Raw genomic sequence first — 25,805 nt, forward strand, 5'->3', positions numbered from 1 at the left:
GCTTTATTCCTCCCAATTAATTAAACCTTTTTTCTTCATATTACGCATAATTCTACGCTCAATTTTCCGATTAAAACGAGTCATAAATCCGTCTGTTTTTGCAACTGGAACAACTAAAATCGTGTGCAGTCCAACACGATTACCTCCAAGCACATCTGTTAATACTTGATCTCCAATTACAACTACTTCTTCCGCACGCAAATTCATTTCCGTTAGCGCTCGTTTAAAAGCACGAACAAGCGGCTTACGTGCACTATGAATAAACGGAATACCAAGTGGATCAGCAAAATCTTTTACACGTTGTTCATTATTATTCGAAACAACTGTCACTTGAATGCCGTGTTCCTTCATTTTAGCAAACCATTCTTCCAATTGCGGGGTCGCATTCGGACGATCCCATTCAATCAGGGTATTATCTAAATCAGTAATAATCCCTTTTATACCTCGTTTTTCCAATTCTTCTGGTTGAATATGATACACATTTTTCACATATTCATTTGGTAAAAATAAACTCAATCTCTTTCACCTCTTTGAGGAGTTTTGTATAGTTCACCTTCCTTTTTTGAGAGCGTCTTTTCTCAAAAAGGGTTAGGTGAACTTATCGGGCTCTTACAGGCAGTTACTCTTCATGAAACTTCTATCACTACTGCCTGTTAGAGCGGGGTATAGTTCAACTTCCCTTTTGGAGAGCGATTTTCTCTCAAAATGAGTTAGGTGAACTTATCGGGCTCTTCCTGCCCGCTAGTAGCGGAATAACTCATCTAACGGCTACTGTCCGTTAAACTTGGACAAAATTTTTCGACAGCATTTTTCGATTACACACCTGTGGATAAACTTGTACACAATTTCCACGTTTAAATTTCAGTTAATTCCGAAATTACCAACAATTCTTACACATCTTATCCACGATAACATGTGGATAACCAACAGATTGTGACACAAGACAATTTTTGGTACATTAAATGTGACAAATTTACCTTTTTCGTAGGAGGTGAATCGCCTTGACGGCGAAACATATGGAAAAGTTATCTACTGAATTACTCACTGAGTCTTATTATAAAGCAAAAGAATTAAATTTAAATCCCGACTTCATTTTACTTATTAAACAAGAAATCATTAGACGTTCACTAGAGGACAAGCTTTTGAAGTCGTCTTGAGTACATATAAAGTGAAACTTCCATAGGTGGCCTTTTATCCGCTTATGATTAGTTGACCAGATTACCTTAATAAGCTCTGTATATTAAGATTAGAGATTTACTGCCCATTCAGTGCGGGGTAGATTGCTTCACCTGTAAAAAGAGCCATCTAGAAGACGGCTCTTTTATTATAAAGTGAAACAAGCTACATAAAAGCTGCTTCTTTTATAACCGAGTTGCGACTTTTTCACCAACACGAACCTCTTGTCCACTAGTTAATGATTGAACTACTTCAATCATATCCTTTTCAAATAATAGAACAACTGTAGAGCCAAATGTAAAGTAAGCCATCTCTTCACCTTTTTGAACAACTTCTCTCTCATGCAGCAGTTCAATACTATTAACAAACATTGCGCCTACTTTAACAAGAGCCAACCGCTCTCCTTCACTCTCTATTTCAGTTACAGAGCGATAGTTTTTGGATAACGTATCTTTTCCATATTTCATACCTGCTGCATTAACAGGATATGATTTCCTTCCAAGTACAAAACGTTCTGTTACTGTACCTGAAAGCGGGCTATGAATACGGTGATAATGGCTTGGACTTAAATAAATAACCATGTATGTACCACCTGCGTAGCGCGCTGCTCTTTCTTCCGTACCAAGCATATCTACAATAGAATATTGTTTTCCTTTAATCTCAAACATTTTCGCTTGGTCAATAGGACCATGATCTGCAAAAACACCATCAACCGGACTCACAATGCTAGATACTTCTGTATCAATCGATCGTTTTCCCTTTTTTAATTTACGCGTAAATAATTCATGAAGCGTTCCGTACTCTTTTAAATCCTTCTCCATCTCATCTTGTCTAATGTGAAATACTTTTGCATAAGACGGGATAATAATCGAGCTTAAACGCGACTGCGCAAATTTACGCAATACATAGGACGTAAAACGACCATTTGTAAGTTCAATCAATAATCGATATAACGTACGTCGCAAACTGCGAAACCCCCTACTATGATATATTCTTTTGTAATAAGACTATTAAATGTAGTTTCTCCTATTTTTGTTTCTATATCATAAATTATTAGCACCTTTTAATATTACAGATAGAACCCATCATTTTCAACCGTGAACATAGATTTATCAAAGGAGTTTCATTTTATCGAAAAAGAAAAATGCCTGCTTTTGAATAAAATCAGGCATTTTCCATCTTCAAGATTTCCCCTTCTTATCTTTCTCTGCACGAACAAATTCATGAAACATTTTCATTAATGCTCTCTTCTCAATACGCGATACATAGCTCCGCGATATACCAAGTGCTTTCGCAATCTCTCGCTGCGTTTTCTCTTTCTCCATACCAAGACCAAATCGGTTTACAATTACTTCTTTTTCCCGTTCATCTAATATGTCGATATACTCTTTAATTTTCTCAAGCTCCATACTCAGTTGAATGGTATCAATCACATCTTCTGATTCTGATTTTAAAATATCTATTAAAGAAATTTCATTCCCTTCCTTATCCTGCCCAATTGGATCATGAAGAGAAACATCTTTTTTTGTTTTCTTTAATACGCGTAAATGCATTAAAATTTCATTTTCAATACAGCGAGCTGCATACGTTGCCAATTTTGTTCCTTTTCCTTGCGAATAGCTTTCAATCGCCTTAATTAAACCAATCGTACCGATGGAAATTAAGTCTTCTGCATCTTCTCCTGTATTTTCAAATTTCTTCACAATATGTGCCACAAGGCGTAAATTATGTTCGATGAGGAGATTTCTTGCGTGTGCATCTCCTTGCTCCATAAGCTCTAAGTACTTTCTCTCCTCATCAGGCGACAACGGCTGTGGAAATGCATTATTTTTGACATACGATACGAAAATGAAAACCTCACGAATCATATATCCAATTGCGGCGAACAGACTCAACCTCTTCACCCCCGCAAAAATAGTGGTCTTTACTATGTGTATGTGGGCGGGTGATTGTTTGTGTCTGTACAACGCAAATATCAATTCTTGTCTTTTTTAAAGTCCGTTATCAAATCAAAACCTTTTTATCATACATTTAGAGTCCCATCCAAATTACTTATTGAAGGGGATTGATGTTGGCATAAAGTGAAACTTCCATCAGTGGGGGTTTTCTTCATCCCCCACTGATGGAAATCCTGCCCAATCGGGCGCATGCCAGCAGTTATCCCCGACCTATCTTCTTCACTCTTCTCTGAATCTTGAGGTGGGGGTCTTACTGCCCACAAATAGCGGGATAAAAATGATTGAAATTTATGCTGCTATTCGTGCCGAATCTCCTAACCCTAGATTTTGTTTCTAATCCTTATAGGATAGGAGGTGGAGGTGGAGGAGCTATTGGAGAGAAAGGAACGGGTGAAGTTATAGGACTAGGTATCAACTGATTATGCAAGACGGTATTCCCCTCTTGCGGCACACCCGCAGCATTGATCCCAAATGTATTGACGATGACACGTCTGATAGGAACAGGTGGGTGAGTAAAATTAGACGGAAAAGTAACAATCACTTCGTAGCAAGGACTTGGCAGATTTACAGGTTGTGGTGGAGATGCGTGAATCGTAAAAAGACCGCGTGGCGGAATCGTAAATGTAATAGGTGTAAAAATCGATTGGACATTGTTAGGAGGAACGATATTAGTTTGCTGCGGTTGAACCCCTTGTGTCGATAAAGACGGATTGAGAGCTTGTCCGGCTAGAAATCCAACCTTAGCAAACTCTGTAGGATTCCACGTATTTTGCCAATCTAACACGGACACAGTGACCGTTTTGGATTCGTAGAAATCCTCATTCAAAAGCGTAACAACCACAATCTCAGTATTGGGATTTCTCAGTATAAGTCCTGTTGTAAATACGTGTAATTTTTGTGGTCTTTGAGCTCCTACAATCGGAACCGGAGACTCATACGGATGGAAAAATTTTTGATCTTTTGGGGGCAAGAATAAATGAACTCCTTTCTATTGAAATATACTATAAATGTATGAAATAAAACTCCTTTTGCTTGTACCCTTGTCCACGTCATGATCGAGAGTACAAATTATCTATTTTTTGTCTTTATATAACTATAGATTCATTTATATCATCACACACGATATCACTGTATTCCCCTCCCTATTCCCTTTACAAATAACAAAAAACGACTAGAATCTCTAGTCGTTTACTTCGTTTCACGATGCAATGTTACTCGCTTTAATCGTGGACAATATTTTTTTAGTTCAATACGCTCTGGATTGTTTCGTTTATTTTTCTTTGTAATATAATTGCGATCACCGCACTCTGTACAAGCTAACGTAATATTTACACGCATGAATTTATACCTCCTAGTAAATTGATTTCGCGGACACAAAACGTAATTGTTACGATTTACATCATAAACTTTACCATTCACTTTGTCAATTCCATCATAAAAAAACTCCTTAATTTAAAGAACTAACTCTTTCTTCTTAGATAATATCCATATGTTTGAATTATAATTTCATTACTTTTCCCGTTGCAATCATTAAAACTGAAATGATATAGAAGCTTATACAAAGAAAGCAAAATACCTCGAACTCAAGATGTTTTGTAAGCGGTATAAAAAAGACAAAAAACTGAAACAATTTGTTCATACGGAATTCACATCAATCAATTAGTATAGAAAATGTACATAGTTATATCATATAATAAACACTATGTGGGGAAGGAGGAACATGTAATGAAAACACGCTATCGCTTTATGATTTCATCTGTGGCGGCGTTTGCTTATATGATTTGGTATTTAGTTTAAGCAGCCTTACTTTCCAAATAAGAAAAAGGTGTGTATATAATGGAATTTAACCAAACAACAGTTGATTATTGGAAAGCATTTGTATTACCTTATACATTTGCTCTTGAAGAACTGAAAACAAAATTTGAAATTATGAACCGGGAAGCTCAGTTTCTAGAAGACTACAACCCGTTTGAACATATAAAAACACGATTAAAACAACCAAAAAGTATTATTAAAAAGTTGGAACGAAAAAACTTAGTGCCAACTGTCGAAAATGCCCAACAACATTTATTCGATATTATCGGTATTCGAATTACATGTTGTTTCGTGGAAGATATTTACTATTTGAAAAATTTGATAGAAAAACGAACAGATATGGAAATCATAGAAGTTAAAGATTATATTGCAACACCAAAACCAAATGGCTATAAAAGTCTCCATATGATTATTAAGTATCCATTAGTATTAAATTCAGGAACACAAAATGTTTTTGCAGAGATTCAATTACGTACGTTAGCAATGGATTTCTGGGCAAGTTTAGAACATAAAATGTATTATAAATATGAAGGAAATATCCCTGAATATTTAAAGCAGGAATTACATGATGCCGCTATGAAAGCTGAAGAACTTGACAATAAGATGGCCTCCATCCGTCAAGATATTGATGAAATTGAATCGTGTTCAGAGCGCATTTTATTACCTGTGTAAAAGAAGTTCTCTATGCAAGAGAACTTCTTTTTTATCCCGCCCCACTGATGGAAGTTTCACTTTATCCTTTTTCAATCACACGTACTTCTTCTATCTTCCATACACCATCTTCTTTTCCTACGGTGTAACGAACTTTCTTTTCAGCAGATTCTTCTTTCTCTTTCGTTTCTACCACAGCATACTCTCCTTCAAAATTTCTTACGCTAAAATCCAATAGTTCGATTTTTTTATTCTTATTTTTAAATTCTGCTTCTTTTTGTGCTTTTGTATCTTCTAATCCTAATGACTTCGTTGAAAAAAGTGCCATATGCCCCTCAAAGTTTTTCTCATTTATTGTTTGAATATAGGAATCTATTAACTTTCTAATCGCTTGTTCTTCTTCCTTTGGTATAGGCTCATTTTTCCCTTCTTTATGAATCGTTTCTTCCTTTTTCGTTGTGTCTTTTTTCGCTTTTTCTTGTAAGCTACATCCACATAATTGAAAACTTATTATTCCTAAAATCCCTAATCTCTTTAAAAATCGTTTCATATATCTACCCTCCAAAATCAAAAAGAAAAAAGCAAGGCAAAGAAGCCCCGCTTTTTCTTCATGTTAGCGTCTACCTTTATTTGGGTCGCCGCCGCCAATAATATCAAACACACGTTTTGCTAAGTTTGTATTTTCTTGAACGCCAGCAAATAAGTATTTTCCTGGTCCAAATGCATATACACCAACATCTTCACCAGTATGACCACCAGTTGTCCAACCTGTGTAAGAGCGTGTATTAAAGATCGCTTCAATTGCATTATCAATCGTTGTTACATCTTTTGACGCTGCAGCATTATTCACAGATTTAATTTCTTCAGGTGTTAATTGTAAATCAATATACTTTTTCAATGTTTCTTCAACGTTTGCACCTTTAGCGATTTCAGCTGCCATAAAGTCAGGTGTACGTTTTGCTGCTTTAATTGGACTCACATCAAAATTATATACTCCGTTTGCTCCAAGAGACAGACCACCAGTAGAATGATCAGCCGTTGCCACTACTAACGTGTGCTTATCCTTTTTCGCAAATTCAATTGCTGCTTTAAACGCTCTTTCAAAGTCTTCCATTTCACTCATCGCTGCAACAACGTCATTATCATGACCAGCCCAGTCAATTTGGCTACCTTCTACCATTAAAAAGAAACCATTTTTATTTTTATTTAAGCGATTAATCGCTGCATTTGTCATGTCTTCTAAAGAAGGTGTGCTGTCATTGCGGTCAATCATTTTATCAAGACCACCTGGCGCAAATAATCCAAGAATTTGATCATTTTTATCATTTAATAATTGCTGACGATCCGTTACAAGACTATAACCATCTTTTTTAAATTCTTCTGTAAGTTTACGATCTTTTCGATCAAAGTTCTTTAATCCTCCCCCAAGGAGAACGTCAACTTTATGTTTCCCATTAATTTTCTCGTTAAAATAGTCATCAGCAATTTGATCCATATTTTTCCGATCAATGTTATGTGCTCCAAACGCAGCTGGCGTTGCATGTGTAATCTCAGAAGTTGCAACTAAACCTGTAGATTTTCCGCGTTCTTTCGCTTGCTCTAATACTGTTTTTACCTTTGATTTATCATTGTCCACTGCTATGGCTGCATTATATGTTTTAACCCCTGCTGACATTGCAGTTGCCGCAGAAGCTGAGTCTGTAATATTTTGATGCTCATCTTCTGGATATGTAACCTGTGTTCCTACGAGATGCTTATCAAATTCGGTTTGCTCCATTTCAAATGTTTTTGGGTTATCCTTCATATAACGATGCGCTGTCATATAAGAAGGGCCCATACCATCTCCAATTAAGACAATTACATTTTTAATCTTTGCATTGTCTTCTTTTTCATCTGCTTTGATGACATCTGAACGCGTAACATTCCACGTTACAATTGAAGTAAGTGCTAACGATGAAACAACCGCAAACGGCCAAGCTTTCTTCATAAATTTTTTCATCTTATAAGTCCCCCTAAATTCTTAATTCTATCCCTACTACCAAATGTAATAGAAAACTGTTAAGGAGAAATTGGAAATATGTAAACATTTTGTTAATTTAAGGTAAATGTTGTTGCAAGCTGTATTTCTTTGTCGTTTTACTTATCGACGTATATGATTCTTCTAAATTCAGCATGTTTGTAAACCCTCTCTCTTTCCTTAATGCACAATAAGACGTAATATTTTGATTTTCCATGATAAAATGTATCTACTAAAAAACACGAGGAGTGTAATATATGCAAGTAAAAACACTAAGTATCTCTGATATCTCACAGCTTCTATCTCTTTGTGATGCAGTAGGTTGGTTACATAACGTTTCATCTATGAAAGAACAATTTGAAACCTTCTTTTCTATCGGTACCTTGTTTGGCCACGATAACGAAGGTAAGCTTATCTCTTGTATCGCTGCTTTTCCATATAAAACAGGATTTACTTCTATTGGTATGCTTATTGTTCATCCAGATTTTCAACGAAGAGGATTAGCACGCTCTTTGCTAGACATTAGTATAAAAAACGCTTCGCAATTACAACCTTTTACTCTCATTGCAACAGATGCTGGTACGCCGTTATATCATACATATGGATTTAACACAATTACTTCTATTCATCGACTAGAACGAAATAGCACAGCTACAAAAAACAACTCCTTTTCTACTAGTCAAGTCACAAGTCAGGATCTTAATACACTCATTCAACTCGATTACATAGCAAGCGGCGCTTATCGTCCCGAGCTGTATTCAATACTTTTAAATAGAGCATACCTTGCATTAAAAATAGAAAAAAACGATAGACTAGAGGCTTTTGCGCTATGTATACGAAAAGGAGATACCTTATGTGTTACTCCCCTTATCGCTAACAATGAAGAGAATGCCATGCATTTACTACTATCCATATGTAATCAATGGGATGGAGTTGTTCGTATCGACATTCCTCATTCACAAACAACCTTTAGAAACAAACTACAATTATATGGATTTCAAGTAACACTCGTTTCTCCGCTCATGATGAAAAACGGAAAACACCTTCCTGGTAAACGTGATTCTATCTTTGCTATGATGGACGCAGCACTCTGTTAGAAAGGGGACACCATTTTGAAGCGCTGGAAACTTTATATTATTAGTTGCTTTGCTCTGACAACACTAACGAGCTGCAGCACAATTGAGAAGCAAACAAAAAAAGCAACACAAGTAAAAGAAACAGTTACAACAAAACTGAAGACAGATGAAAAAATGATTGAAATTGATGGACAAACCATTTACTTCAAACAAATTGGTAAAAATAAACCACCTTTACTTATGCTTCATGGCTTTGGAGGTTCATCAAATGGCTTTAGCGATATTTATCCCGAGTTAGCAAAAAACCATACCATTATCGCTGTCGATATTTTAGGTTTCGGTCATTCTTCTAAACCGATGGATTTTCACTATTCATTTCCAAATCAAGCAAACTTATATTATAAATTAATGAAAAAATTAGGATATGATACATTCGCGATATTAGGGCACTCAATGGGCGGAGAAATTTCTTTAAACTTAGCATACTTATATCCGAATGCAGTAAGCCACCTTATTTTAGCGGATGCAACAGGGGTTGAATCTTTGCAGCACGGGAAAGGATCTCCAAAACCAAATTTATTAACTGATTTGAGTACTGTCTCTACTCCGAAAGAATATCGTAAGAATGAAGTAAAGTATAAACGTGAAGATACGGAGCATTATACAGAATTAAGTAAAATGAGGCCGCGCCGTTTACGCATCAATGCTGATGAAATCAAAGTGCCAACATTAATTATTTGGGGCAGAAATGATAAAAGCGTTTCTTGGAAAAATGGCGAAACGTATCATCAATTCTTAAAAAATAGTACATTACATATTATCGAAGAAGGCGAACATGCACCGTTTCGTCAACAGCCGAAAGAGTTTATGCAGTATGTTGATGAATTTTTCAAGAAGTATCCTATTAAGTTGTAATTTTTTACAAAAAACCCCTGATTAAAAGGGGGGGATAATACAATCAGGGAAAAAGGAGGAGATGTATTGCTCAGACCTGATAAAGATAATTCATATAAAAATGGATTGTATTTAAGCATTTATAACTTATGCTATATGCTTGGATCAGGCGCTCTATTAATTGGACTTGGTTGGATATTTAGCTCCATTGAAGTAAAAAGTAATTTTACTCTTCTATTTGGTCCGATTATGATACTCTTCTTACTTTTGTCAGGGATTGGTTACTTTATATTATGGATTCGATTATTAAAGAAGTATCGCCAATATGTTACACACAAACCGATTTGGAATATGTTTATTATCGGTGTAATTGGCGTGATTCCCAATCTTATTTTTTTCGGCTATTTTATGAGCCTCCAAAATGATGAATCTTGTTTCGGTGCAGCCTTTTTAGGAATCCCGATTTTCTTTCTATCAGTAATTACGATGCTCATGCTTAGTTTATTTATAGCAAAATCACCTCAAATTCGTTAAAAGGGGTATCTCATGATGAGATACCCCTTTTATCCCGCTATTCGTGGGCAGTAAGCCCCCCGCTGACGGAAGTTTCACTTTATACGCTAAGCAGCTTGCTTTTTATAATTGCGTGATTTTTTATTGAAAATTTTTGATAAAATAAGTCCATCTACACCAAATTTGCCAGCATTATAACCTGAAACTAAAATCAACATAGACAAGATTACTAATTGTGGATTCACACCAGTTGACCCACTAAACATATAGGAAAAGTTCATTACAAGGCCAAAAAATACAGCTGTTTTCGTTAAACATCCAACAATTAACCCTATTCCAACTAAAATTTCTCCCCATGTAACTAAAAAATTAAATAGCTCTACATTTGGAATTGCTACTTCTTTTAAAAAGGATGCCCACCATGATTGCACTGTTGGGTGAGCTCCTGATGCTTGTTCAATTGCTCCTTTTAAAAAACCTGTTGCGTCAAATCCGCCACCTGTTAGTTTTTTCACCCCTGCCATAAGCCACGTATATCCAATATAAATACGCACTGCTGCTAGTAAAAAGGAAACTGCTTTGTTCTCTCTTAAAAACTGAATAACCATACATTCCTCCTGATTTTTGTAATTAAATAAATTACATGAATACAACAACATTCATAACCGGTTTTCGTTTCATTCATTATGAATGCTTTTTATCAATTTGCACAAAATACTTCAAACGTACGTTATATAACCACTTTTATTTGCAAATAAAAACTTGAACATATAATAACACAAATGATAATGATTTTCATTACTATTTGTAAAAAATAATTTTCTCAATGTCAAATTTTATAAAAAAGCGTACTTTTATCTTTTTAAATGAGTAGACTCCTACTTATCGCTAGTACACGACCAGGTTCTTGTAAGCACTTCCCCCTCACTGATGGAGGTTTCACTTTATTTTAAGTTCTCTTTTACTACAATTGAATTTCATACATTCCTGTTTCCTCTAAAAAATCTTCCCTCGTTAGTACTCGTTTCATTACATATTGCCTATATGCTGTAATCGTTCCATCATGAGAAACGATCATTACGCGTGCAACTTGTAATGTTTTACACCATTCAATGAAGCTATGAGCAGCCGTGCAAAACTCAAGCTCTGTAATCGCATTGATTCCATCACTCCATAACTCGTCATTGCGTTCTTCTGCTAATGAAAATTGCGAGAACAACTGTTGCATGTTTCTTTGGCTTAACATTTTGTCACAAGGTAACGTTCTTGCTCCTTCTCGATATGGAAAAATGCGAGGTGAAATATACGGATGAACCACTTTCATACAAGCCACTTGTTCACTCCATAACGCAGCTGTCTGTAATGTTCGAACCGTTGGACTTGCAATCAATACATCGCTCTCACATAGAGGTAAATTTTCTTGTAGTAATAATGCCTGTTCTCTTCCCTTATTTGTGAGATATGGATGATTCGTCCGTAAACTATTCGGCAGATTTGTTGTATGCTCTCCTTCTCCATGTCTGACAAAAATAAGTTTCATATCACTGTCCCTTTCTTTCCCCTCTTTTTATTCTGCATCAACGTGAAGTTGTTTATATAAAACAAAGATTGATTAAACAAACTCTCAATCATAGAAGCTTCTCTTCTTTACAAAAAAATCCTCTCTTTATGTAAAAGAGAGGATCCACATATATTTAAATTTAAGGGGGAAACAAAGTAATATGACCCTTTCCTTACAGGAGTTCAACATCTACATAACGAATATCATATGTTATATAAAAATAGAAATAGGTGATTATGATGATTCGTGAAATTACTAAAGCAGATGCAGCTCCGTTTTTAAAGCTATGTCAAACAATTGATCAAGAAACAAATTTCATGTTATTTGAACCTCATGAACGCAACTTTACAATAGAAAAACAAACATCTATGATTCAAGCACTTCTCTCTCCACATAATTCGACACTTTTAGTAGCCGAGAAAGATGAGCAACTTGTTGGTTATATAATAGCTCGCGGCGGAGCAGTAAAGCGAAAGCAACACGCTGCCTATTTAGTAATTGGCGTCCTCCAGCAATATGCAGGTCAAGGAATCGGCAAACAATTACTTCATGAAATTGAAACATGGGCACGCACACAACAATTACTGCGTCTAGAATTAACAGTCATGTCTCATAATGAAAGAGCCCTTGCATTATATAAAAAGATGGGATTTGTTATTGAAGGTGAAGCTGTGCATGGTGTAATTATTGATGGACAACCAAGGAATGAATATTATATAGCAAAAATCTTATAAAAGACTTAGGTAATCCAAAATGAACTCTTTTTTTATCGATATATTTAAAGTGCAACCAAGTCAATTGTTTCTAAACAACGACAAAATAATGAAATTGCAACAGTTTTTTTCACCATCTGCATTTGCTTTACACGCGCCATTACCCGTAAAAAAATTAGATGATAAATTTTTTTTACAGATGGTCATACGCGTGCATATTTATATTGGCAAGCAAATATAAAAGAGATCTCTGTCTATTGGGATAACGATCCATTACATTATGACTTATATAAATTATGTGTAGATTGGTGTCTATCAGAAAAGATTTTTCATATCGGTCATTTACAGTATCGGATTTTATCTCATTCACAATATGAAACACAATGGATACAACGCTGCATAAATGCCGAAAAATCTCTCACAAACTATACACCCTTTTAATATGCGTCTCTACAAATAGAGAACGCATATTTTATTCCTTTACGGATACAACATGCTCCCAATCTCGTTTCTCATAATAATTTGCGGCTTCGTCTATATTTTGAATCCATTTTCTCGCTTGTGAACCGTCTGCATTTGCGATCCACATATCGGCTTGCTTGCGATTAGAGCGCATCCATAAAAGTTGATTTGTGTGTTTTATATAGTACGAATAATAATCTCCATACCCTTTTGGCGGGGTTGTAATTTGACGTTGCTGTGCATTCGCAACATTGATTTGATATAGTGAGGGCTGCGGACGTTGCTTCGGATCATTGGACCATTCCGTTTCCTTTGCTCTAGAAATTGTAATCAACGTATTACTGTTCCAAGTGAAATCCCAATCAACATAACCTTTTGGAGTGAAAGTAGCTTGCTGAAAAGCAGGAAGTTCTTTTAATTTTAAATGTTTATTTTCGACGGTAAAGCGTCCTTCTCCTTCTATGTATGCAAGAATATTTTTTGACGGTGCCCATTGAAACCATTTTGGTTGAATCAACATGTGATCAACTGCTTCAAACCTGCTTCCATCTGCTCCAATTATACATAATGTGTTACTATCCATCGACCAAGAGGCAGTTGGTGTTGCTAAAAATGAAATCCATTTTCTGTCGGGTGACCATTGGAACAAACTTGCTACAATTGCAAAAAATTGTGGTGATTCTTTTGGTAAGGTGTAAAAATGTTTGATCTTACTACGGTCTAAATTTGCATCCAGCGGCACTTGAAATAATTCAGCACCTGTCCATCCTGTTGGCAGTAAATGAGACATAGAAGAAACGAGAAATTTCTTTCCATCAGGATACCATCCATAATCTCCCACACCAACCGATACATTCTCAAAACCTTTTTGCGAGTGCTCTACATCGTATATGTTTAAAACTTCACCAAATTGAAAGGCGATGATGTTTTGCTTTGGTGACCATTGATAGTTTGTTGCATCCACTAGAAAAGGCATCACCTTTTTTCCATCTGAAATTCGATATAATTCAAGCCGGTTTGCTTCTTTTCCTTTTGCATAAGCAAGCCACATTCCATCATATGACCACTTTGGATTCACGATACGTTCTCCTTTTGTTATCTGCTTTTCTTTCCCATCTATTTTTATCCAGAGATTATGGTTACGAATAAAAGCAACTTGTATTGGCACATTTTCCGCATAACTACTTGAAACTGCACTAAAGAAAAAACAAATAAATATGAACAACTTAAACATATGAACACCTCACTTTACAAGCTTCGCAATTCTCTGCATTCCTTTTATGAAAAATAGCATGCTAACTCCCCACGATAAACCGGCAATTCCAATATAAAGCGAATTATATTCCGACTCAAATCCCTCTCCAACAGGTGGTTCTTGTAAAATATGTACCCAAGCTGCAATTCCAAAACTTAGAAATATAAGATGACTAAAAAACCAGCCATATACACCACATTTTGTTTTCCACCATAACAGTGCAGCAATAACAAAAGAAATCAATAAAAAGATTGTTGCCCCGTGTATTAATAATGGTAATATCCCTTGCTCCATTTCCATAAACTTTTCCTTCCTACCTTTTTCTTATAGCATTTCGCTACTCAACCAAAGAGTATACAAAAAGTGAAAAAGTAAGAAAGAAGGCACACTCTATGCCTTCTTTCTTACTTTTTCACTTTCTGCGATTCAAAATATGCTTCTAAAATGCGCTTTCCAATCTTTTTATTCACCGGATTTTCTGTATCATTCACAACCCATGGTACAACAACAGAAAATGCAATTTCTGGATTGTCGTACGGCGCATACCCAACAAATGTTAAGTTGTAGCATTTTGGACTTTTTCCATCTGAGCCAGATTTTCGAAGTTCCTTATTAGGACCATCATAGTAAATTTCGGCTGTTCCTGTTTTTGCTGCTGGCATATAGGGATTGTCTTGTCCAAAATTCGAATATCCTGTTCCCGGAGGCGCCTCCACTACCATACGAAATCCTTTTTGTATTTGCTTGAGATAAGAGCTATCCTTCATACCAATGCTGTTTAGTACGACTGGTACATTGGATTGAACAACAGCACCTATTTCTCCTTCCTTCGTTGTTGGTTTACGAATTTCTTTCACATATTGTGGCTTTAATCGATATCCTCCGTTCGCAATCGTAGAGACATACTGCGCTAATTGCAGAGGCGTATACGTATCATACTGACCAATCGCAAGGTCTAATAAAAAACCTGGTTTATCAGCAAGTCCTTTTAAACCGCTTGCTTCATTCGGTAAATCAATGCCAGTTGGAACACCAAGCCCAAACTGACTAAATGAACTTCTCATCTTGCGAAATGCCTCTTCTTTCACATTCAACTTCATATTTGCTTTATAATCAGTCCCTGCAATTTTCATTGCTGTTTTAAACATATACGCATTGGACGATACTTGTAATGCTTGTAAATCCGTAATGTTCCCAAATACTTTATATGACTTTTTAACTGGTGTTTTATAAATTAAAATCTCCTCATCTAGTAATGACGTACCAGGTTGAATAACACCTTCTTGATACCCTGTAAACACCGTTGCCCCTTTTACAACAGACCCCATTGGGTAAGAGCTCGTCATCGTTCCAAGTGCGAAATCCTGTATTTGCTCCTCATTTTCGACAAACTGTTTTCCCGCCATAGACAAAATCTCACCATTCTTCGGATTCATCATAACGACAAACGCTCGGTCAATGAGATGCTCCCCATTTCGCTTCGCAGCCTGTAATTCTTCTTCTATAATTTTCTCTACTTGCTTTTGCAATTCCATATCAATTGTTAAAGACAAATCTTTGCCACGTTCACCTTTAGAAAGATATATTGTCTCCATAATAGCACCGTTTTCATCTGTCACATTTTTCACTTGCGATTTTTTACCCTGAAGGACATCTTCATGTACTTGCTCAATATAGCTTTTTCCTACTCGATCCGTCCGGTTATATCCTCGAGCAAGGTAATAATCTAGTCTCTCTTTCGGTAACCCTTCATTACTATTTGTAACACTACCAAGTACCGTTCGAAACATATTTTCATATGGATAGCTGCGATCCCAATCACTTGTAATATCTACTCCGGGAAGCTCTGCTAACCTTTCGCTTACAATTGCATATTCTTGATCAGTCACCCCTTGATTTTTTATTGTTTGAGGAGTTAAAACATGTCCACCTTCCATTTGACGCTTAATCGCCAAAACCTCAATGTCTTCTGGAGTAAACTTTGCTAACTCTTCTTCCGTAATACGTTCTAACTGCCTCTTATAAAGATCTTTATCACTAATTTTTTTGTCTTTTAGTAATTGTAAATCTTCTTTTGTTATTTTCTTTTCGGCCTGCTTTGGATTCAACTCTATCCAAAAATCCTTTTTATCACGCTCTGTAACTTTATCTATTGGCATTTCAATTAACTTCGCTAAATTCCTTGCAACTTCTAAACGATCTTCCTTTTTGGAACTTTTAGACCTCGTATAACTAATTGTTCGCAGCGGCTTATTTTCTACAATAACACGATGATAACGATCATATATTTTTCCCCGTGGTACAGAAACATTTGTCGTTACATTTTCTACCCTCGCCACTTCTTGCTTATAGCTCTCCCCCTTAATAATCTGTAAAAAACCTAAACGAAAAATAAGTGTTGAAAATGCTATAAACACTGCAAAAAACAGAAGATTCAGTCTGAGATGCATATAATTTTTCTTTTCCTTCTTCCCCATCCCTCTCACCCTTTTCTTTTACGACAAAAACATCCATATAATATAATAAAATAGAAAGGTTTCCCAAACAACATTTTTTTACAATTCTAGAAAATAATAATTTTCAAATTTTATTTTTTGTATATTTCCACTATAATTATTGTTGACAATTTCGAAGTGATAGTTTTATAATACAAAACATAGTTTATTTGAACAAAACATATAGGCATTGAAGGAATCATAGTAGTAGTTATATCCCTGTCTCAGAGAGCTGATGGTTGGTGGAAATCAGTACATATATAAACATGAATTACAATTCCAGAGCTTCTTTCTCGTAGTGAACCTTTCATGAAGGGAAAGACGGATCTTTCCGTTATCTTAAGAGAGTGGTAAACAGTTTTTTTGTTTACAAGTAGGGTGGTACCGCGATTTTTATCGTCCCTATCGGATTTCCGATAGGGGCTTTTTTGCGTTCCACCCTTTTAAACAATTTCATATATACGCGTTGATAGAATAATAGTAGTGGCTTATATCCCTGTTTCAGAGAGCTGATGATTGGTGCAAATCAGTACATATATAAACATGAATTACAATTCTGGAGCTTCTTTCTCGTAGTGAACCTTTCATGAAGGGAAAGACGGATCTTTCCGTTATCTTAAGAGAGTGGTAAACAGTTTTTTGTTTACAAGTAGGGTGGTACCGCGATTTTTATCGTCCCTATCGGATTTTCCGATAGGGATTTTTTCTATTTGCAGTAAAACAAACATTAAACAATTCTGAATTTTATGATAAAATTTTAGAAGCGCTTACATTTTTTTGAAAGGAGTGATGCACATAAAAAAATAACACATAGCATTTTTTTACATAAAAGGAGGATATCTATATGACAAGAACAACAGAAATTCCATCACATTTAAAACCTTATGTATCAAAGCAGCATTACGACCAATACACACCCATTGATCACGCTGTATGGCGCTACATTATGAGACAAAATCATAACTTTTTAAAAGACGTTGCACATCCAGCATACGTAAACGGATTGCAGTCTTCCGGTATTAATATAGATGCCATTCCAAAAGTGGAAGAAATGAACGATTGTTTAGCACCGAGCGGTTGGGGGGCTGTTACAATTGACGGATTGATTCCTGGCGTAGCATTCTTTGATTTCCAAGGACATGGTCTCCTGCCAATTGCGACAGATATTCGCAAAGTGGAAAATATTGAATATACACCAGCTCCGGATATCGTTCATGAAGCAGCTGGTCATGCCCCAATTTTACTCGACCCTACATATGCAAAATATGTAAAGTTGTTCGGAAAGATTGGAGCAAAAGCTTTCTCTACAAAAGAAGAACACGAATTGTTTGAAGCAGTTCGTCAATTAACGATTGTAAAAGAAAGCCGTACATCTACTCCAGAAGAAATTATTGCTGCAGAGAAAGAAGTGGAAGAAAAACAAAAACATGTTTCTGGCCTATCAGAAGCAGAACAAATTTCCCGTCTTTTCTGGTGGACAGTGGAATACGGATTGATTGGCGATATACAAAATCCGAAAATTTACGGTGCTGGACTTCTTTCCTCTGTAGGTGAAAGCAAGCATTGTTTAACTGACGCTGTCAAAAAAGTACCGTTCTCCATTGAATCATGTATTCAAACGAGCTACGACGTAACAAAAATGCAGCCTCAGCTTTTTGTATGCGGCTCTTTCGAAGAACTGATTGAAGCGCTTGAAAAATTCTCAGAAACAATGGCATTCAAATCAGGCGGTACAAAAGGTTTAGATAAAGCACTGCGTTCTGAAAATACAGCGACAGTTACTTTAAACAGCGGATTACAAATTACAGGAACACTAGTTGAAGTAGTAAAAGATGAAAGCGGTGAAGCTATTTATATAAAAACAGGTAGTCCAACTGCACTAGCTATCAATCATACACAATTACCAAATCATTCTACAAATGTGCACCAAGATGGGTTTGGTACACCAATTGGGTTGTTACAAAACAATGTCGCATTAGAGTCCTGCACAGACGAAGAATTAAGTACATTAGGAATCTCTGTTGGTAACAAAGCTGAGCTTGCCTTTACAAGCGGTGTACATGTGACAGGGACAGTAACCGATATTATTAGAAATGAGGAAAAAGTCGCCGTCATTTCATTTACAAATTGTACAGTCACTTTAAAAGATCGCTTATTATTCGATGCGGCATGGGGTACATTTGATATGGCAGTTGGTTCAGCAATTCCTTCTGTTTTCCCTGGTGCAGCTGATCCAGCAGCTTTCTTCCCAATAGCAGAAGAAGAAGAAGTTATACCTGCACCGCGCACACAAACAGAGCTTGAAAAAATGTACGAAACTGTTCGTGATATTCGCAGCGAAGGTTCATTACACGAACAGCTTATAGAACAGCTTGTAGCAATCCATCACGTATTAGATAAGTTTTATGAAAAGGAATGGCTACTGCGCCTTGAGATTTTAGAGTTATTACTAGAACATAAAGTGGAGATTCCAGAACGTGCAGCATTATTACAACAGCTTTCTTCCTTTAAAAATAATGAAGAAGTTCAGCGTTTAATCAATAATGGGCTTGCCTTACTTCCAATAAAGGATGTGACAAATAATGCAACGACTAACTAATGAAGAAGTTCAAGAAGAGTTAATGAAGTTGGATAAATGGACAGTAAAAGACGAAAAATGGATTGAACGAAAATACATGTTCTCCGACTACTTAAAAGGTGTCGAATTTGTTTCTGAAGCGGCCAAACTATCAGAAGAACGCAATCACCATCCATTTATCCTTATCCAGTATAAAGCAGTTATTATCACGCTGTCATCATGGAATGCAAAAGGTTTGACAAAACTTGATTTTGAAATGGCAAAACAGTTTGATGAGATGTTTTTGCAAAATGAAAAAGCAATTGTAAGATAATATAAAATGAACCAGCCAGAAACTTTTCTGCTGGTTCATTTTATATAACTAAACATGTAGGAGGAACATAATTGAAACACCTCATTCAACTTTTCCTCGGTGCATTTGTTGCTTGGCTAATCATTAGTTTCTTCACAAACAATTACAATTCGGGTAGTTTATTTCTTTTCATACTAGGTGCAATTTCTGGGTATCAAATTGGAAAGAATAAGAGATAGCATCTCGTACTTCGGCTTATTGCTTCTTACATCGAAAAAAGACAAAAAGGAAGCCACTATTTAAGCTTCCTTTTTTCTATCTCACACGGAAATAAATATGATATACTCCATTGCCCTATATAACAGATGTCCCAATATGCTTTATACTTACCTGTTAGTCCAATCATGAAATATTTCAAATCAATTGTTGTGAATGAGTACTAGTCTTTTTTCAATACTGTTGCTTTTAAGAAACGATCTAAAAATCCTTCTGCTTTTACAACAAATAAGTAAAGGCCCATTGCTAATAATGCAAGATCTATTTCATATCCAGGATTTTTCCCATCTCCTAATAAACCAGCTGACCATTTTACTTTTACAATTGCTCCAACTAAAATAAGTGCAAATAATAGTCCGACATATCTTACACCTAAACCGATAATTAAACAAATACCACCAACTAATTCTACTGTCGCAACGCCATATGCAAGACCACCTGGTAAACCAATACTTGTAAACCAACCTGCTATGTTATCGATTCCTGCTTGGAACTTCGCTAAACCATGAGCAAAAAACGTAACTCCTAACACAATTCGAATAATTAAATTACCAATATATTGATTCATCGTTCGTTCTCCTTTATTGTTTTGTTATATAAAACTTTTATTCACAATACAAAACATACAATAAAATTTTTTATTCGTCAATTGATTTTTATTGAGAAAAAGTAAAAAAGATTTGCTATGATACAAATATCTGTTTAGAAAAAGGAGATCGAGCATTATGAATATTGGTTCGACAATACGTGAAATTCGACAGCGCAGGGGTATTACAATTGCGCAAATTTGTGAAGGAACAGGACTTTCTAAAGGATTTATGAGCCAAGTGGAGAACAATAAAACGTCCCCATCTATTTCTACTCTAGAAACAATCGCTCATTTTTTAAATGTTCCTCTTCCTTATTTGTTATTAGAGCAAAAAGATCGAATGAAAATTGTTAAAAAAGAAGAACGCAAATATAGTATTTATGGAAAAGATCAGCAAAGGATTGAACATGTAGCTGAGCAAGGCGGACTTCGTTTATCATTAGTAGAAATTCCCCCCGGCTTTCCGAAAGAAAACACACCGAATGCTCATGAAGGGGAAGAATGTCATCTTGTCTTACGCGGAAAATTAGAAGTACAACATGGAGAAGATATTGCCATTGTAGAAGAAGGAGATTCGTTTTCTTGGAGCGCATGTGTACCACACATCGTTCGTAATATTGGTGATGCAGCTGCACTTCTTCTTATTTCAAGCCATACTGAAAATCGAAAACATGTATATTGAAGCATTGTAAACAAATTTGTTTGCAGTGCTTTTTTTATAAAATAAAAAAAAGAACAGGTTGTTTAAGTTATAAACCCTGTTCTTTTCATCGAATAAACGAGAACATCGATATCATGGAATAACACTGTCTTCTCATAAGTCATACCTACTTTTCTTGCCACAAAAATAGAAGCTGGATGATTGGGATTAATAAGAGAAATAAGTTTCTGAAGCTTAAGTACTTGAAAGCCGTAATCACGAAAAGCGGCTGCGGCTTCTTTCGCATATCCGTTTCCCCAATACTTTGGAAGCAGCCAATATCCAATTTCAATTTCTTCTTTTCCATCAACACGCTGACGAACAAGCCCTGCATGACCGATTGGTTCTCCCGTCTCTCTATGTAACATCATGAATAAACCGAGTCCACGCTCATATCCTGAAAGAACCCAGCTTTCAAGACTTTTTTTGCATTGTTCATACGTTTTGGGAATTCCTTTCCCAATGTAGCGAATCACTTGTTCGTTTGCCCATAAAGAAGCATAGAAATCTAAATCATCGATTGTATATTTCCGAAATTGTAAACGGTTCGTGTGAAACACGGTCTTCCCCCTTTCTTGTCGATTCTCTTTCTATAACTGAAATAGGTAATTGTATTCGTTGCACTCTTTCTCTTAATTCTGTACGAACATACGGATGATGATTGAGTACACGGGAAACGGTCGCTTTAGAAACTCCAGCTAATTTAGCGATATCTTCAATTGTAAAAATCGTAGATCCCCCCTTGACCTGTAACGCATTTCAGAATGTACAGTATATAGTAAGTTACATATCTATTATAAATGAGGTGACCTTAAATATGGGGAAAATTCAAATTTTAGGAGAAACTATTGATACCAAAGCAGTTGCCTTTGATAAGGATGGTACGTTATTTCAAGCTATCCCGTTTTGGTATGAAATTGATAGACTGCGAAAATATAAATTTTTGCAAATTGTTGGCGATGAATACGAATCACTTTGGGAAAAAGCAGTTGGTTTCGTACATCCTGATCACGTTGATTTTAAAGGGTTACTAGCTGTTGCACCTGAAGAGGATGAAATAATTGTTACGGCAAGCCTATTATATCAAATAACAAAATATCCATGGCATCGCTGTAAAGAACTTGCCGCTACTATTTTTAAAGAAGGCGATGAAGAATTATGCATTGAAAATGCTTTTCATCCGATTCAAGGAGCGGCTGACTGTATAAATTCCTTGCAAAGTGAAGGAATTTATACAGGGATTTTAACGTCAGATACTAAATTACGAGCAAAAAAGTGTATAGAACTTCTTCCCGTACCAACTCTACATTTTCTTCTTACTCCAGAAGATGTAACATGCGGAAAGCCGAACCCGGAGATGATTATAAAAACATGTAAACAACTTGGGATTCAAACAAATGAACTTATTATGATTGGAGATACTGTTGTTGACGTAAAAATGGCCAAAGATGCTGGCAGTATTGCTGTAGGGATTGCAAATCACGAACATGCAATAGAAGAATTGACACCATATGCTGATTTTATTATTACAGCTTACACTGATATTCAAGTTTTAACTAAAAAAACACAGTAGACAAAGCTGTCTACTGCATTCATACCATATTTAATATATAGAAATCGAATAGGGCGATGTAGAATAAAGAATGTAAAAAACAATGCTCATATGCTCCCAGCTTTGTTACACTCAGCACCCATTCCACAATATTTTCATCAAAAAAAGCTACTTAAAGATATATACTCTTTAAGTAGCTTTTCTATCTATAACATCTGTTCATGTTCGTTCTCCTCTAACTTGTCACGCAGCTCTCTTGCACGGTAGAAAAAATAAAAAGAACCGCCTAAAAAAGTAGCAATCACACCCATCATGGCAAACATTTGCACCATTTCTTTTTGTCCATTTGGGAGTAATAAACCGAGCATTAAAAATGCACTTAGTGCTAACATGACTTGACCGAAACGAATATAATCAGCAATTTTTTGCTGTAATCCTTTCATTCTTTAATCACTCCTCCTTTTCACTGTATCATATTTTCATCGTTTCGTAGGCAAGTAAATACAACCAATGAGGGAGATGTTTTCCATAAGGAAAAGAGCCGCAATACACACGGCTCTTTCTTTCATTACACACCTTTATATGCTTGCATATATACTTCTTTTAATTCCGAAATAAGCGGTAATTTCGGATTTGCTGTTGTACATTGATCTTCAAATGCTCGTTCAGAAAGTACATCAACAACCGCTTCAAATGCTTCTTTTTCAACACCTTGGCCAGCAACGCTCATATTAATGTTTAATTCTTTTCCAAGAGCGGTAATGGCTTGTACTAATGATTCTACGCCTTCTTCTACTGTGCTTGCCGGAAGACCAAGCATTCTTGCGATATGTGCATAACGCTCATCTGCAACAAAGTACTCATATTTAGGGAATAGCGCATGTTTTCTCGGTTTAATTGCATTATAGCGAATAACATGCGGCATTAAGATTGCATTAGCACGTCCGTGCGGAATATGAAACTCCGGTCCAATTTTATGTGCTAAGCTATGGTTAATACCAAGAAACGCGTTGGCAAATGCCATCCCAGCAATTGCTGAAGCATTATGCATTTTTTCACGAGCCTCTTCGTCATTTCCATCTTTATATGCACGTGGTAAATATTTAAAGACAAGATCAATTGCTTTTAAGGCTAATCCATCTGTATAATCGTTTGCCATAATAGATACATACGCTTCAATTGCATGTGTTAATACGTCCATTCCTGTGTCAGCAGTCACATGCGGCGGTACTGTCATAACAAACTGCGGGTCAACGATCGCAACGTCTGGTGTTAACTCATAATCAGCAAGCGGATATTTAATATTGTTCTTTTTATCTGTAATAACTGCAAATGGCGTTACTTCTGATCCTGTTCCAGATGTTGTAGGAATCGCAACAAACTGTGCTTTAGTTCCTAGTTTTGGATATTTACATGTACGTTTTCTAATATCTAAAAACTTTTGTTTGATACCAAAAAATTCTGTTTCTGGATGCTCATAAAATAGCCACATTCCTTTTGCTGCATCCATCGCTGATCCACCGCCAAGAGCAATAATCACGTCCGGATTGAAGCTTCGCATCATTTCTGCTCCTTTAAATACCGTTTCATCTGACGGATCTGGTTCTACTTCAAAGAATACTTCTACCTTTACATCATTCATATGTTGACGTAAATAATGCGTTACTGTATCAACATATCCAAGCTTCACCATTCCAGGATCTGTCACAATAAATGCGCGTGAAATGTTCGGCATTTTCGCTAAATATTGCGTTGCATGTTTTTCAAAATAAATTTTTGGTGGCAGCTTGAACCACTGCATATTCTTTTTTCTGTTTGCAAGTCTTTTTATATTCAGTAAATGTGTTGCCGTTACGTTTTGAGAAATAGAGTTCTTTCCGTATGATCCGCATCCAAGTGTAAGTGATGGAATAAAAGCATTATATACATCACCAATTCCGCCGTGTGCTGACGGAGCATTTACAATAAGACGACATGCTTTCATACGTAAACCAAACTGTTTTTGTACTTCTGTATTTGTAGAGTGAATGACTGCAGAATGTCCTAAACCGCCAAGTTCTAACATATTTTCACAATGCTGCAGTCCTTCTTCTAATGAATTGGCTTTTATACAAGCTAATACTGGACTTAATTTTTCACGGGATAACGGATAAGCTGCGCCGACTCCTTTAATTTCAGCTACAAGCATCTTTGTGTCTTCAGGTACTGTAATCCCAACTAAAGCTGCAATATAATGAGCGGATTTCCCTACGATATCGCTATTTACTGCACATGTATTTTCATTAATAACAAGTTTCTCTAATTTTTTTCGTTCTTCTGCTGTTACAAAGTAACAATTGTTCGCTATCATTTCTTGTTTCACGTCATTATAGATTTCTTTGTCTACAATAATCGCTTGTTCAGAAGCACAAATCATACCATTATCAAATGTTTTCGATAAAATTACATCATTTACAGCTCGTTTTACATGTGCTGATTTTTCGATATAACAAGGAACGTTACCAGGTCCTACCCCTAAAGCTGGTTTACCAGTTGAATATGCTGATTTCACCATTCCTGCGCCTCCTGTTGCTAGAACAAGTGCTACCCCTTCATGATTCATAAGTTGCTTTGTCGCTTCAACAGAAGGTCTTTCAATCCATTGAATGCAATTCTCTGGTGCTCCTGCTTTTACTGCAGCATCGCGCACTGTTTTAGCAGCTGCAATAGAACATTGCTGCGCTGAAGGATGGAATGCAAAAATAATTGGGTTTCTCGTTTTCATCGCAATGATTGCTTTAAACATCGTTGTTGAAGTTGGGTTTGTTACTGGCGTTACTCCTGCAACTACACCAACCGGCTCTGCAATTTCTATAACTTCCTCATGTGGATCCTCACGAATAACTCCCACTGTTTTATCGTTTTTTATACTATTCCAAATATATTCAGTTGCGAAAATATTCTTGATACACTTGTCTTCATACACACCGCGCCCTGTTTCTTCAACAGCCATTTTTGCTAGTGGCATATGTTGATCTACACCAGCAAGTGCCATTTCATGTACAATGTTGTCAATTTGTTCCTGTGTAAATCCTTCCAATGCTTGTAAAGCTTTTTGACCGTTCTTTACTAACGCCTCAATCATCTCTGTTACTTCTTGCATTTCATTTACAACTTTCTCTTTGACTGCCATGTAATTTCCTCCTATTCTGCTGTTGGGCAAAAAACGTCCTTAAGGGTCTAAATTTGTCCC

At 36.1% G+C, this 25,805-nt stretch carries 28 protein-coding genes, 1 pseudogene and 2 other annotated features; of the genes and pseudogenes, 11 read left to right on the plus strand and 18 right to left on the minus strand.

Translation table 11 applies throughout. The features are described 5' to 3' along the window. Positions 1–3: 3 nt before the first annotated feature. Complete coding sequence (locus tag WAX78_RS07835; RefSeq protein ID WP_336481727.1) at positions 4–516, minus strand: YqeG family HAD IIIA-type phosphatase; 513 nt, start codon at positions 514–516, stop codon at positions 4–6. A 485-nt stretch (positions 517–1,001) separates the two neighbouring features. Here WAX78_RS07835 and sda point away from each other — a divergent pair, with 485 nt between their 5' ends. Next, on the plus strand, positions 1,002–1,157 hold the full coding sequence (gene sda / locus WAX78_RS07840; protein WP_336481728.1) for a sporulation histidine kinase inhibitor Sda: 156 nt from the start codon (positions 1,002–1,004) through the stop codon (positions 1,155–1,157). A 204-nt stretch (positions 1,158–1,361) separates the two neighbouring features. On the opposite strand, the gene WAX78_RS07845 is transcribed toward sda, so the two are convergent. From WAX78_RS07845 to rpmG, 4 genes are all read right to left on the minus strand, one after another. Next, the gene (locus tag WAX78_RS07845; RefSeq protein ID WP_336481729.1) at positions 1,362–2,141 is read right to left on the minus strand and encodes a phosphatidylserine decarboxylase; all 780 of its coding nucleotides are present in this window, start codon (positions 2,139–2,141) and stop codon (positions 1,362–1,364) included. Positions 2,142–2,357: 216 nt separating this feature from the next. Continuing rightward, positions 2,358–3,071 carry an RNA polymerase sporulation sigma factor SigK gene (gene sigK / locus WAX78_RS07850; protein WP_336481730.1) on the minus strand — a complete coding sequence of 238 codons (714 nt, stop codon included), beginning with the start codon at positions 3,069–3,071 and terminating at the stop codon, positions 2,358–2,360. A 403-nt stretch (positions 3,072–3,474) separates the two neighbouring features. Further along, the gene (locus WAX78_RS07855) at positions 3,475–4,104 is read right to left on the minus strand and encodes a hypothetical protein (protein ID WP_336481731.1); all 630 of its coding nucleotides are present in this window, start codon (positions 4,102–4,104) and stop codon (positions 3,475–3,477) included. Between the two features lie 218 nt (positions 4,105–4,322). After that, the gene (gene rpmG, locus WAX78_RS07860; RefSeq protein WP_001265619.1) at positions 4,323–4,472 is read right to left on the minus strand and encodes a 50S ribosomal protein L33; all 150 of its coding nucleotides are present in this window, start codon (positions 4,470–4,472) and stop codon (positions 4,323–4,325) included. Between the two features lie 498 nt (positions 4,473–4,970). Between rpmG and WAX78_RS07865 the strand changes: the two genes are divergently transcribed. Next, positions 4,971–5,621 (plus strand): GTP pyrophosphokinase, encoded by a 651-nt coding sequence (locus tag WAX78_RS07865; protein ID WP_336481732.1) that lies wholly within the window; start codon positions 4,971–4,973, stop codon positions 5,619–5,621. Between the two features lie 61 nt (positions 5,622–5,682). On the opposite strand, the gene WAX78_RS07870 is transcribed toward WAX78_RS07865, so the two are convergent. From WAX78_RS07870 to WAX78_RS07880, 3 genes are all read right to left on the minus strand, one after another. Next, positions 5,683–6,150 (minus strand): Cif family virulence factor, encoded by a 468-nt coding sequence (locus WAX78_RS07870; protein ID WP_336481733.1) that lies wholly within the window; start codon positions 6,148–6,150, stop codon positions 5,683–5,685. Between the two features lie 63 nt (positions 6,151–6,213). Beyond that, positions 6,214–7,599 carry an alkaline phosphatase gene (locus WAX78_RS07875; RefSeq protein ID WP_336481734.1) on the minus strand — a complete coding sequence of 462 codons (1,386 nt, stop codon included), beginning with the start codon at positions 7,597–7,599 and terminating at the stop codon, positions 6,214–6,216. A gap of 97 nt (positions 7,600–7,696) precedes the next feature. After that, on the minus strand, positions 7,697–7,834 hold the full coding sequence (locus WAX78_RS07880) for a hypothetical protein (protein ID WP_336481735.1): 138 nt from the start codon (positions 7,832–7,834) through the stop codon (positions 7,697–7,699). 40 nt (positions 7,835–7,874) lie between these two features. Here WAX78_RS07880 and WAX78_RS07885 point away from each other — a divergent pair, with 40 nt between their 5' ends. The 3 genes from WAX78_RS07885 (at position 7,875) to WAX78_RS07895 (ending at position 10,121) form a co-directional block, all read left to right on the plus strand. Continuing rightward, a complete protein-coding gene (locus WAX78_RS07885) occupies positions 7,875–8,714 on the plus strand; it encodes a GNAT family N-acetyltransferase (RefSeq protein ID WP_336481736.1) in 840 nt (279 codons plus the stop codon). Between the two features lie 15 nt (positions 8,715–8,729). Then, on the plus strand, positions 8,730–9,608 hold the full coding sequence (locus WAX78_RS07890) for an alpha/beta fold hydrolase (protein WP_336481737.1): 879 nt from the start codon (positions 8,730–8,732) through the stop codon (positions 9,606–9,608). Positions 9,609–9,674: 66 nt separating this feature from the next. After that, positions 9,675–10,121, plus strand: coding sequence for a hypothetical protein (locus WAX78_RS07895; RefSeq protein ID WP_336481738.1), 447 nt, complete (start codon positions 9,675–9,677; stop codon positions 10,119–10,121). An 86-nt stretch (positions 10,122–10,207) separates the two neighbouring features. Here the strand turns inward: WAX78_RS07895 and WAX78_RS07900 are convergent, their stop codons facing one another. After that, a complete protein-coding gene (locus WAX78_RS07900) occupies positions 10,208–10,708 on the minus strand; it encodes a DoxX family protein (RefSeq protein WP_336481739.1) in 501 nt (166 codons plus the stop codon). A 356-nt stretch (positions 10,709–11,064) separates the two neighbouring features. Then, positions 11,065–11,640: a histidine phosphatase family protein gene (locus tag WAX78_RS07905; RefSeq protein WP_336481740.1), complete on the minus strand. Its 576-nt coding sequence runs from the start codon at positions 11,638–11,640 to the stop codon at positions 11,065–11,067. Between the two features lie 260 nt (positions 11,641–11,900). Between WAX78_RS07905 and WAX78_RS07910 the strand changes: the two genes are divergently transcribed. Continuing rightward, positions 11,901–12,395, plus strand: a complete 495-nt coding sequence (locus WAX78_RS07910; protein ID WP_336481741.1) for a GNAT family N-acetyltransferase — start codon at positions 11,901–11,903, stop codon at positions 12,393–12,395. A gap of 451 nt (positions 12,396–12,846) precedes the next feature. Here WAX78_RS07910 and WAX78_RS07915 read toward each other — a convergent pair whose 3' ends face one another. The 3 genes from WAX78_RS07915 to WAX78_RS07925 form a co-directional block, all read right to left on the minus strand. Next, the gene (locus WAX78_RS07915) at positions 12,847–14,070 is read right to left on the minus strand and encodes a TolB family protein (RefSeq protein ID WP_336481742.1); all 1,224 of its coding nucleotides are present in this window, start codon (positions 14,068–14,070) and stop codon (positions 12,847–12,849) included. Positions 14,071–14,079: 9 nt separating this feature from the next. Beyond that, positions 14,080–14,391: a hypothetical protein gene (locus tag WAX78_RS07920; protein ID WP_336481743.1), complete on the minus strand. Its 312-nt coding sequence runs from the start codon at positions 14,389–14,391 to the stop codon at positions 14,080–14,082. Positions 14,392–14,495: 104 nt separating this feature from the next. After that, the gene (locus WAX78_RS07925; RefSeq protein ID WP_336481744.1) at positions 14,496–16,568 is read right to left on the minus strand and encodes a peptidoglycan D,D-transpeptidase FtsI family protein; all 2,073 of its coding nucleotides are present in this window, start codon (positions 16,566–16,568) and stop codon (positions 14,496–14,498) included. 199 nt (positions 16,569–16,767) lie between these two features. Beyond that, positions 16,768–16,993 (plus strand) — a binding site (T-box leader). Between the two features lie 50 nt (positions 16,994–17,043). Continuing rightward, positions 17,044–17,269 (plus strand) — a binding site (T-box leader). A gap of 161 nt (positions 17,270–17,430) precedes the next feature. Here WAX78_RS07925 and WAX78_RS07930 point away from each other — a divergent pair. The 3 genes from WAX78_RS07930 to WAX78_RS07940 all read left to right on the plus strand — a co-directional run bounded on the left by WAX78_RS07930 (position 17,431) and on the right by WAX78_RS07940 (position 19,695). Beyond that, positions 17,431–19,185 carry an aromatic amino acid hydroxylase gene (locus tag WAX78_RS07930; protein ID WP_336481745.1) on the plus strand — a complete coding sequence of 585 codons (1,755 nt, stop codon included), beginning with the start codon at positions 17,431–17,433 and terminating at the stop codon, positions 19,183–19,185. Beyond that, positions 19,166–19,477, plus strand: a complete 312-nt coding sequence (locus tag WAX78_RS07935) for a 4a-hydroxytetrahydrobiopterin dehydratase (protein WP_098307926.1) — start codon at positions 19,166–19,168, stop codon at positions 19,475–19,477. Before WAX78_RS07930 ends, WAX78_RS07935 begins: the two co-directional genes overlap by 20 nt. A gap of 71 nt (positions 19,478–19,548) precedes the next feature. Next, positions 19,549–19,695: a tRNA U-34 5-methylaminomethyl-2-thiouridine biosynthesis protein gene (locus WAX78_RS07940; RefSeq protein ID WP_336481746.1), complete on the plus strand. Its 147-nt coding sequence runs from the start codon at positions 19,549–19,551 to the stop codon at positions 19,693–19,695. A 200-nt stretch (positions 19,696–19,895) separates the two neighbouring features. On the opposite strand, the gene WAX78_RS07945 is transcribed toward WAX78_RS07940, so the two are convergent. Continuing rightward, positions 19,896–20,300, minus strand: a complete 405-nt coding sequence (locus WAX78_RS07945; RefSeq protein WP_336481747.1) for a DoxX family protein — start codon at positions 20,298–20,300, stop codon at positions 19,896–19,898. A 157-nt stretch (positions 20,301–20,457) separates the two neighbouring features. On the opposite strand from WAX78_RS07945, the gene WAX78_RS07950 reads away from it, so the two are divergent. Then, positions 20,458–21,003 carry a helix-turn-helix domain-containing protein gene (locus WAX78_RS07950; RefSeq protein ID WP_336481748.1) on the plus strand — a complete coding sequence of 182 codons (546 nt, stop codon included), beginning with the start codon at positions 20,458–20,460 and terminating at the stop codon, positions 21,001–21,003. Between the two features lie 62 nt (positions 21,004–21,065). Here WAX78_RS07950 and WAX78_RS07955 read toward each other — a convergent pair whose 3' ends face one another. Together WAX78_RS07955 and WAX78_RS07960 are read right to left on the minus strand one after the other, a co-directional pair. Continuing rightward, the gene (locus WAX78_RS07955) at positions 21,066–21,581 is read right to left on the minus strand and encodes a GNAT family N-acetyltransferase (RefSeq protein ID WP_336481749.1); all 516 of its coding nucleotides are present in this window, start codon (positions 21,579–21,581) and stop codon (positions 21,066–21,068) included. A gap of 75 nt (positions 21,582–21,656) precedes the next feature. Further along, positions 21,657–21,750 (minus strand): annotated as a pseudogene (locus WAX78_RS07960) (LacI family DNA-binding transcriptional regulator); the annotation flags it as partial. Between the two features lie 88 nt (positions 21,751–21,838). Here WAX78_RS07960 and WAX78_RS07965 point away from each other — a divergent pair. Further along, on the plus strand, positions 21,839–22,594 hold the full coding sequence (locus tag WAX78_RS07965; protein ID WP_336481750.1) for an HAD family hydrolase: 756 nt from the start codon (positions 21,839–21,841) through the stop codon (positions 22,592–22,594). 185 nt (positions 22,595–22,779) lie between these two features. Here the strand turns inward: WAX78_RS07965 and WAX78_RS07970 are convergent, their stop codons facing one another. Further along, the gene (locus WAX78_RS07970) at positions 22,780–23,016 is read right to left on the minus strand and encodes a YrhC family protein (protein WP_336481751.1); all 237 of its coding nucleotides are present in this window, start codon (positions 23,014–23,016) and stop codon (positions 22,780–22,782) included. Between the two features lie 125 nt (positions 23,017–23,141). After that, positions 23,142–25,745 (minus strand): bifunctional acetaldehyde-CoA/alcohol dehydrogenase, encoded by a 2,604-nt coding sequence (gene adhE / locus WAX78_RS07975; RefSeq protein ID WP_336481752.1) that lies wholly within the window; start codon positions 25,743–25,745, stop codon positions 23,142–23,144. Between the last annotated feature and the right edge of the window lie 60 nt (positions 25,746–25,805).

The sequence above is a fragment of the Bacillus yunxiaonensis genome (assembly GCF_037104695.1).
GTDB lineage: Bacteria > Bacillota > Bacilli > Bacillales > Bacillaceae_G > Bacillus_A > Bacillus_A yunxiaonensis.

Bases quoted from the DNA above. Each gene is read 5' to 3' on its own strand.
- WAX78_RS07875 (WP_336481734.1), bottom strand. From the start codon at position 7,599: ATGAAAAAATTTATGAAGAAAGCTTGGCCGTTTGCGGTTGTTTCATCG.
- WAX78_RS07925 (WP_336481744.1), bottom strand. From the start codon at position 16,568: ATGGGGAAGAAGGAAAAGAAAAATTATATGCATCTCAGACTGAATCTT.
- WAX78_RS07870 (WP_336481733.1), bottom strand. From the start codon at position 6,150: ATGAAACGATTTTTAAAGAGATTAGGGATTTTAGGAATAATAAGTTTT.
- WAX78_RS07915 (WP_336481742.1), bottom strand. From the start codon at position 14,070: ATGTTTAAGTTGTTCATATTTATTTGTTTTTTCTTTAGTGCAGTTTCA.
- WAX78_RS07965 (WP_336481750.1), top strand. From the start codon at position 21,839: ATGGGGAAAATTCAAATTTTAGGAGAAACTATTGATACCAAAGCAGTT.
- WAX78_RS07920 (WP_336481743.1), bottom strand. From the start codon at position 14,391: ATGGAAATGGAGCAAGGGATATTACCATTATTAATACACGGGGCAACA.
- WAX78_RS07865 (WP_336481732.1), top strand. From the start codon at position 4,971: ATGGAATTTAACCAAACAACAGTTGATTATTGGAAAGCATTTGTATTA.
- WAX78_RS07905 (WP_336481740.1), bottom strand. From the start codon at position 11,640: ATGAAACTTATTTTTGTCAGACATGGAGAAGGAGAGCATACAACAAAT.
- WAX78_RS07880 (WP_336481735.1), bottom strand. From the start codon at position 7,834: ATGGAAAATCAAAATATTACGTCTTATTGTGCATTAAGGAAAGAGAGA.
- adhE (WP_336481752.1), bottom strand. From the start codon at position 25,745: ATGGCAGTCAAAGAGAAAGTTGTAAATGAAATGCAAGAAGTAACAGAG.
- WAX78_RS07885 (WP_336481736.1), top strand. From the start codon at position 7,875: ATGCAAGTAAAAACACTAAGTATCTCTGATATCTCACAGCTTCTATCT.
- WAX78_RS07900 (WP_336481739.1), bottom strand. From the start codon at position 10,708: ATGGTTATTCAGTTTTTAAGAGAGAACAAAGCAGTTTCCTTTTTACTA.
- WAX78_RS07950 (WP_336481748.1), top strand. From the start codon at position 20,458: ATGAATATTGGTTCGACAATACGTGAAATTCGACAGCGCAGGGGTATT.
- rpmG (WP_001265619.1), bottom strand. From the start codon at position 4,472: ATGCGTGTAAATATTACGTTAGCTTGTACAGAGTGCGGTGATCGCAAT.
- WAX78_RS07970 (WP_336481751.1), bottom strand. From the start codon at position 23,016: ATGAAAGGATTACAGCAAAAAATTGCTGATTATATTCGTTTCGGTCAA.
- WAX78_RS07930 (WP_336481745.1), top strand. From the start codon at position 17,431: ATGACAAGAACAACAGAAATTCCATCACATTTAAAACCTTATGTATCA.
- WAX78_RS07945 (WP_336481747.1), bottom strand. From the start codon at position 20,300: ATGAATCAATATATTGGTAATTTAATTATTCGAATTGTGTTAGGAGTT.
- WAX78_RS07910 (WP_336481741.1), top strand. From the start codon at position 11,901: ATGATTCGTGAAATTACTAAAGCAGATGCAGCTCCGTTTTTAAAGCTA.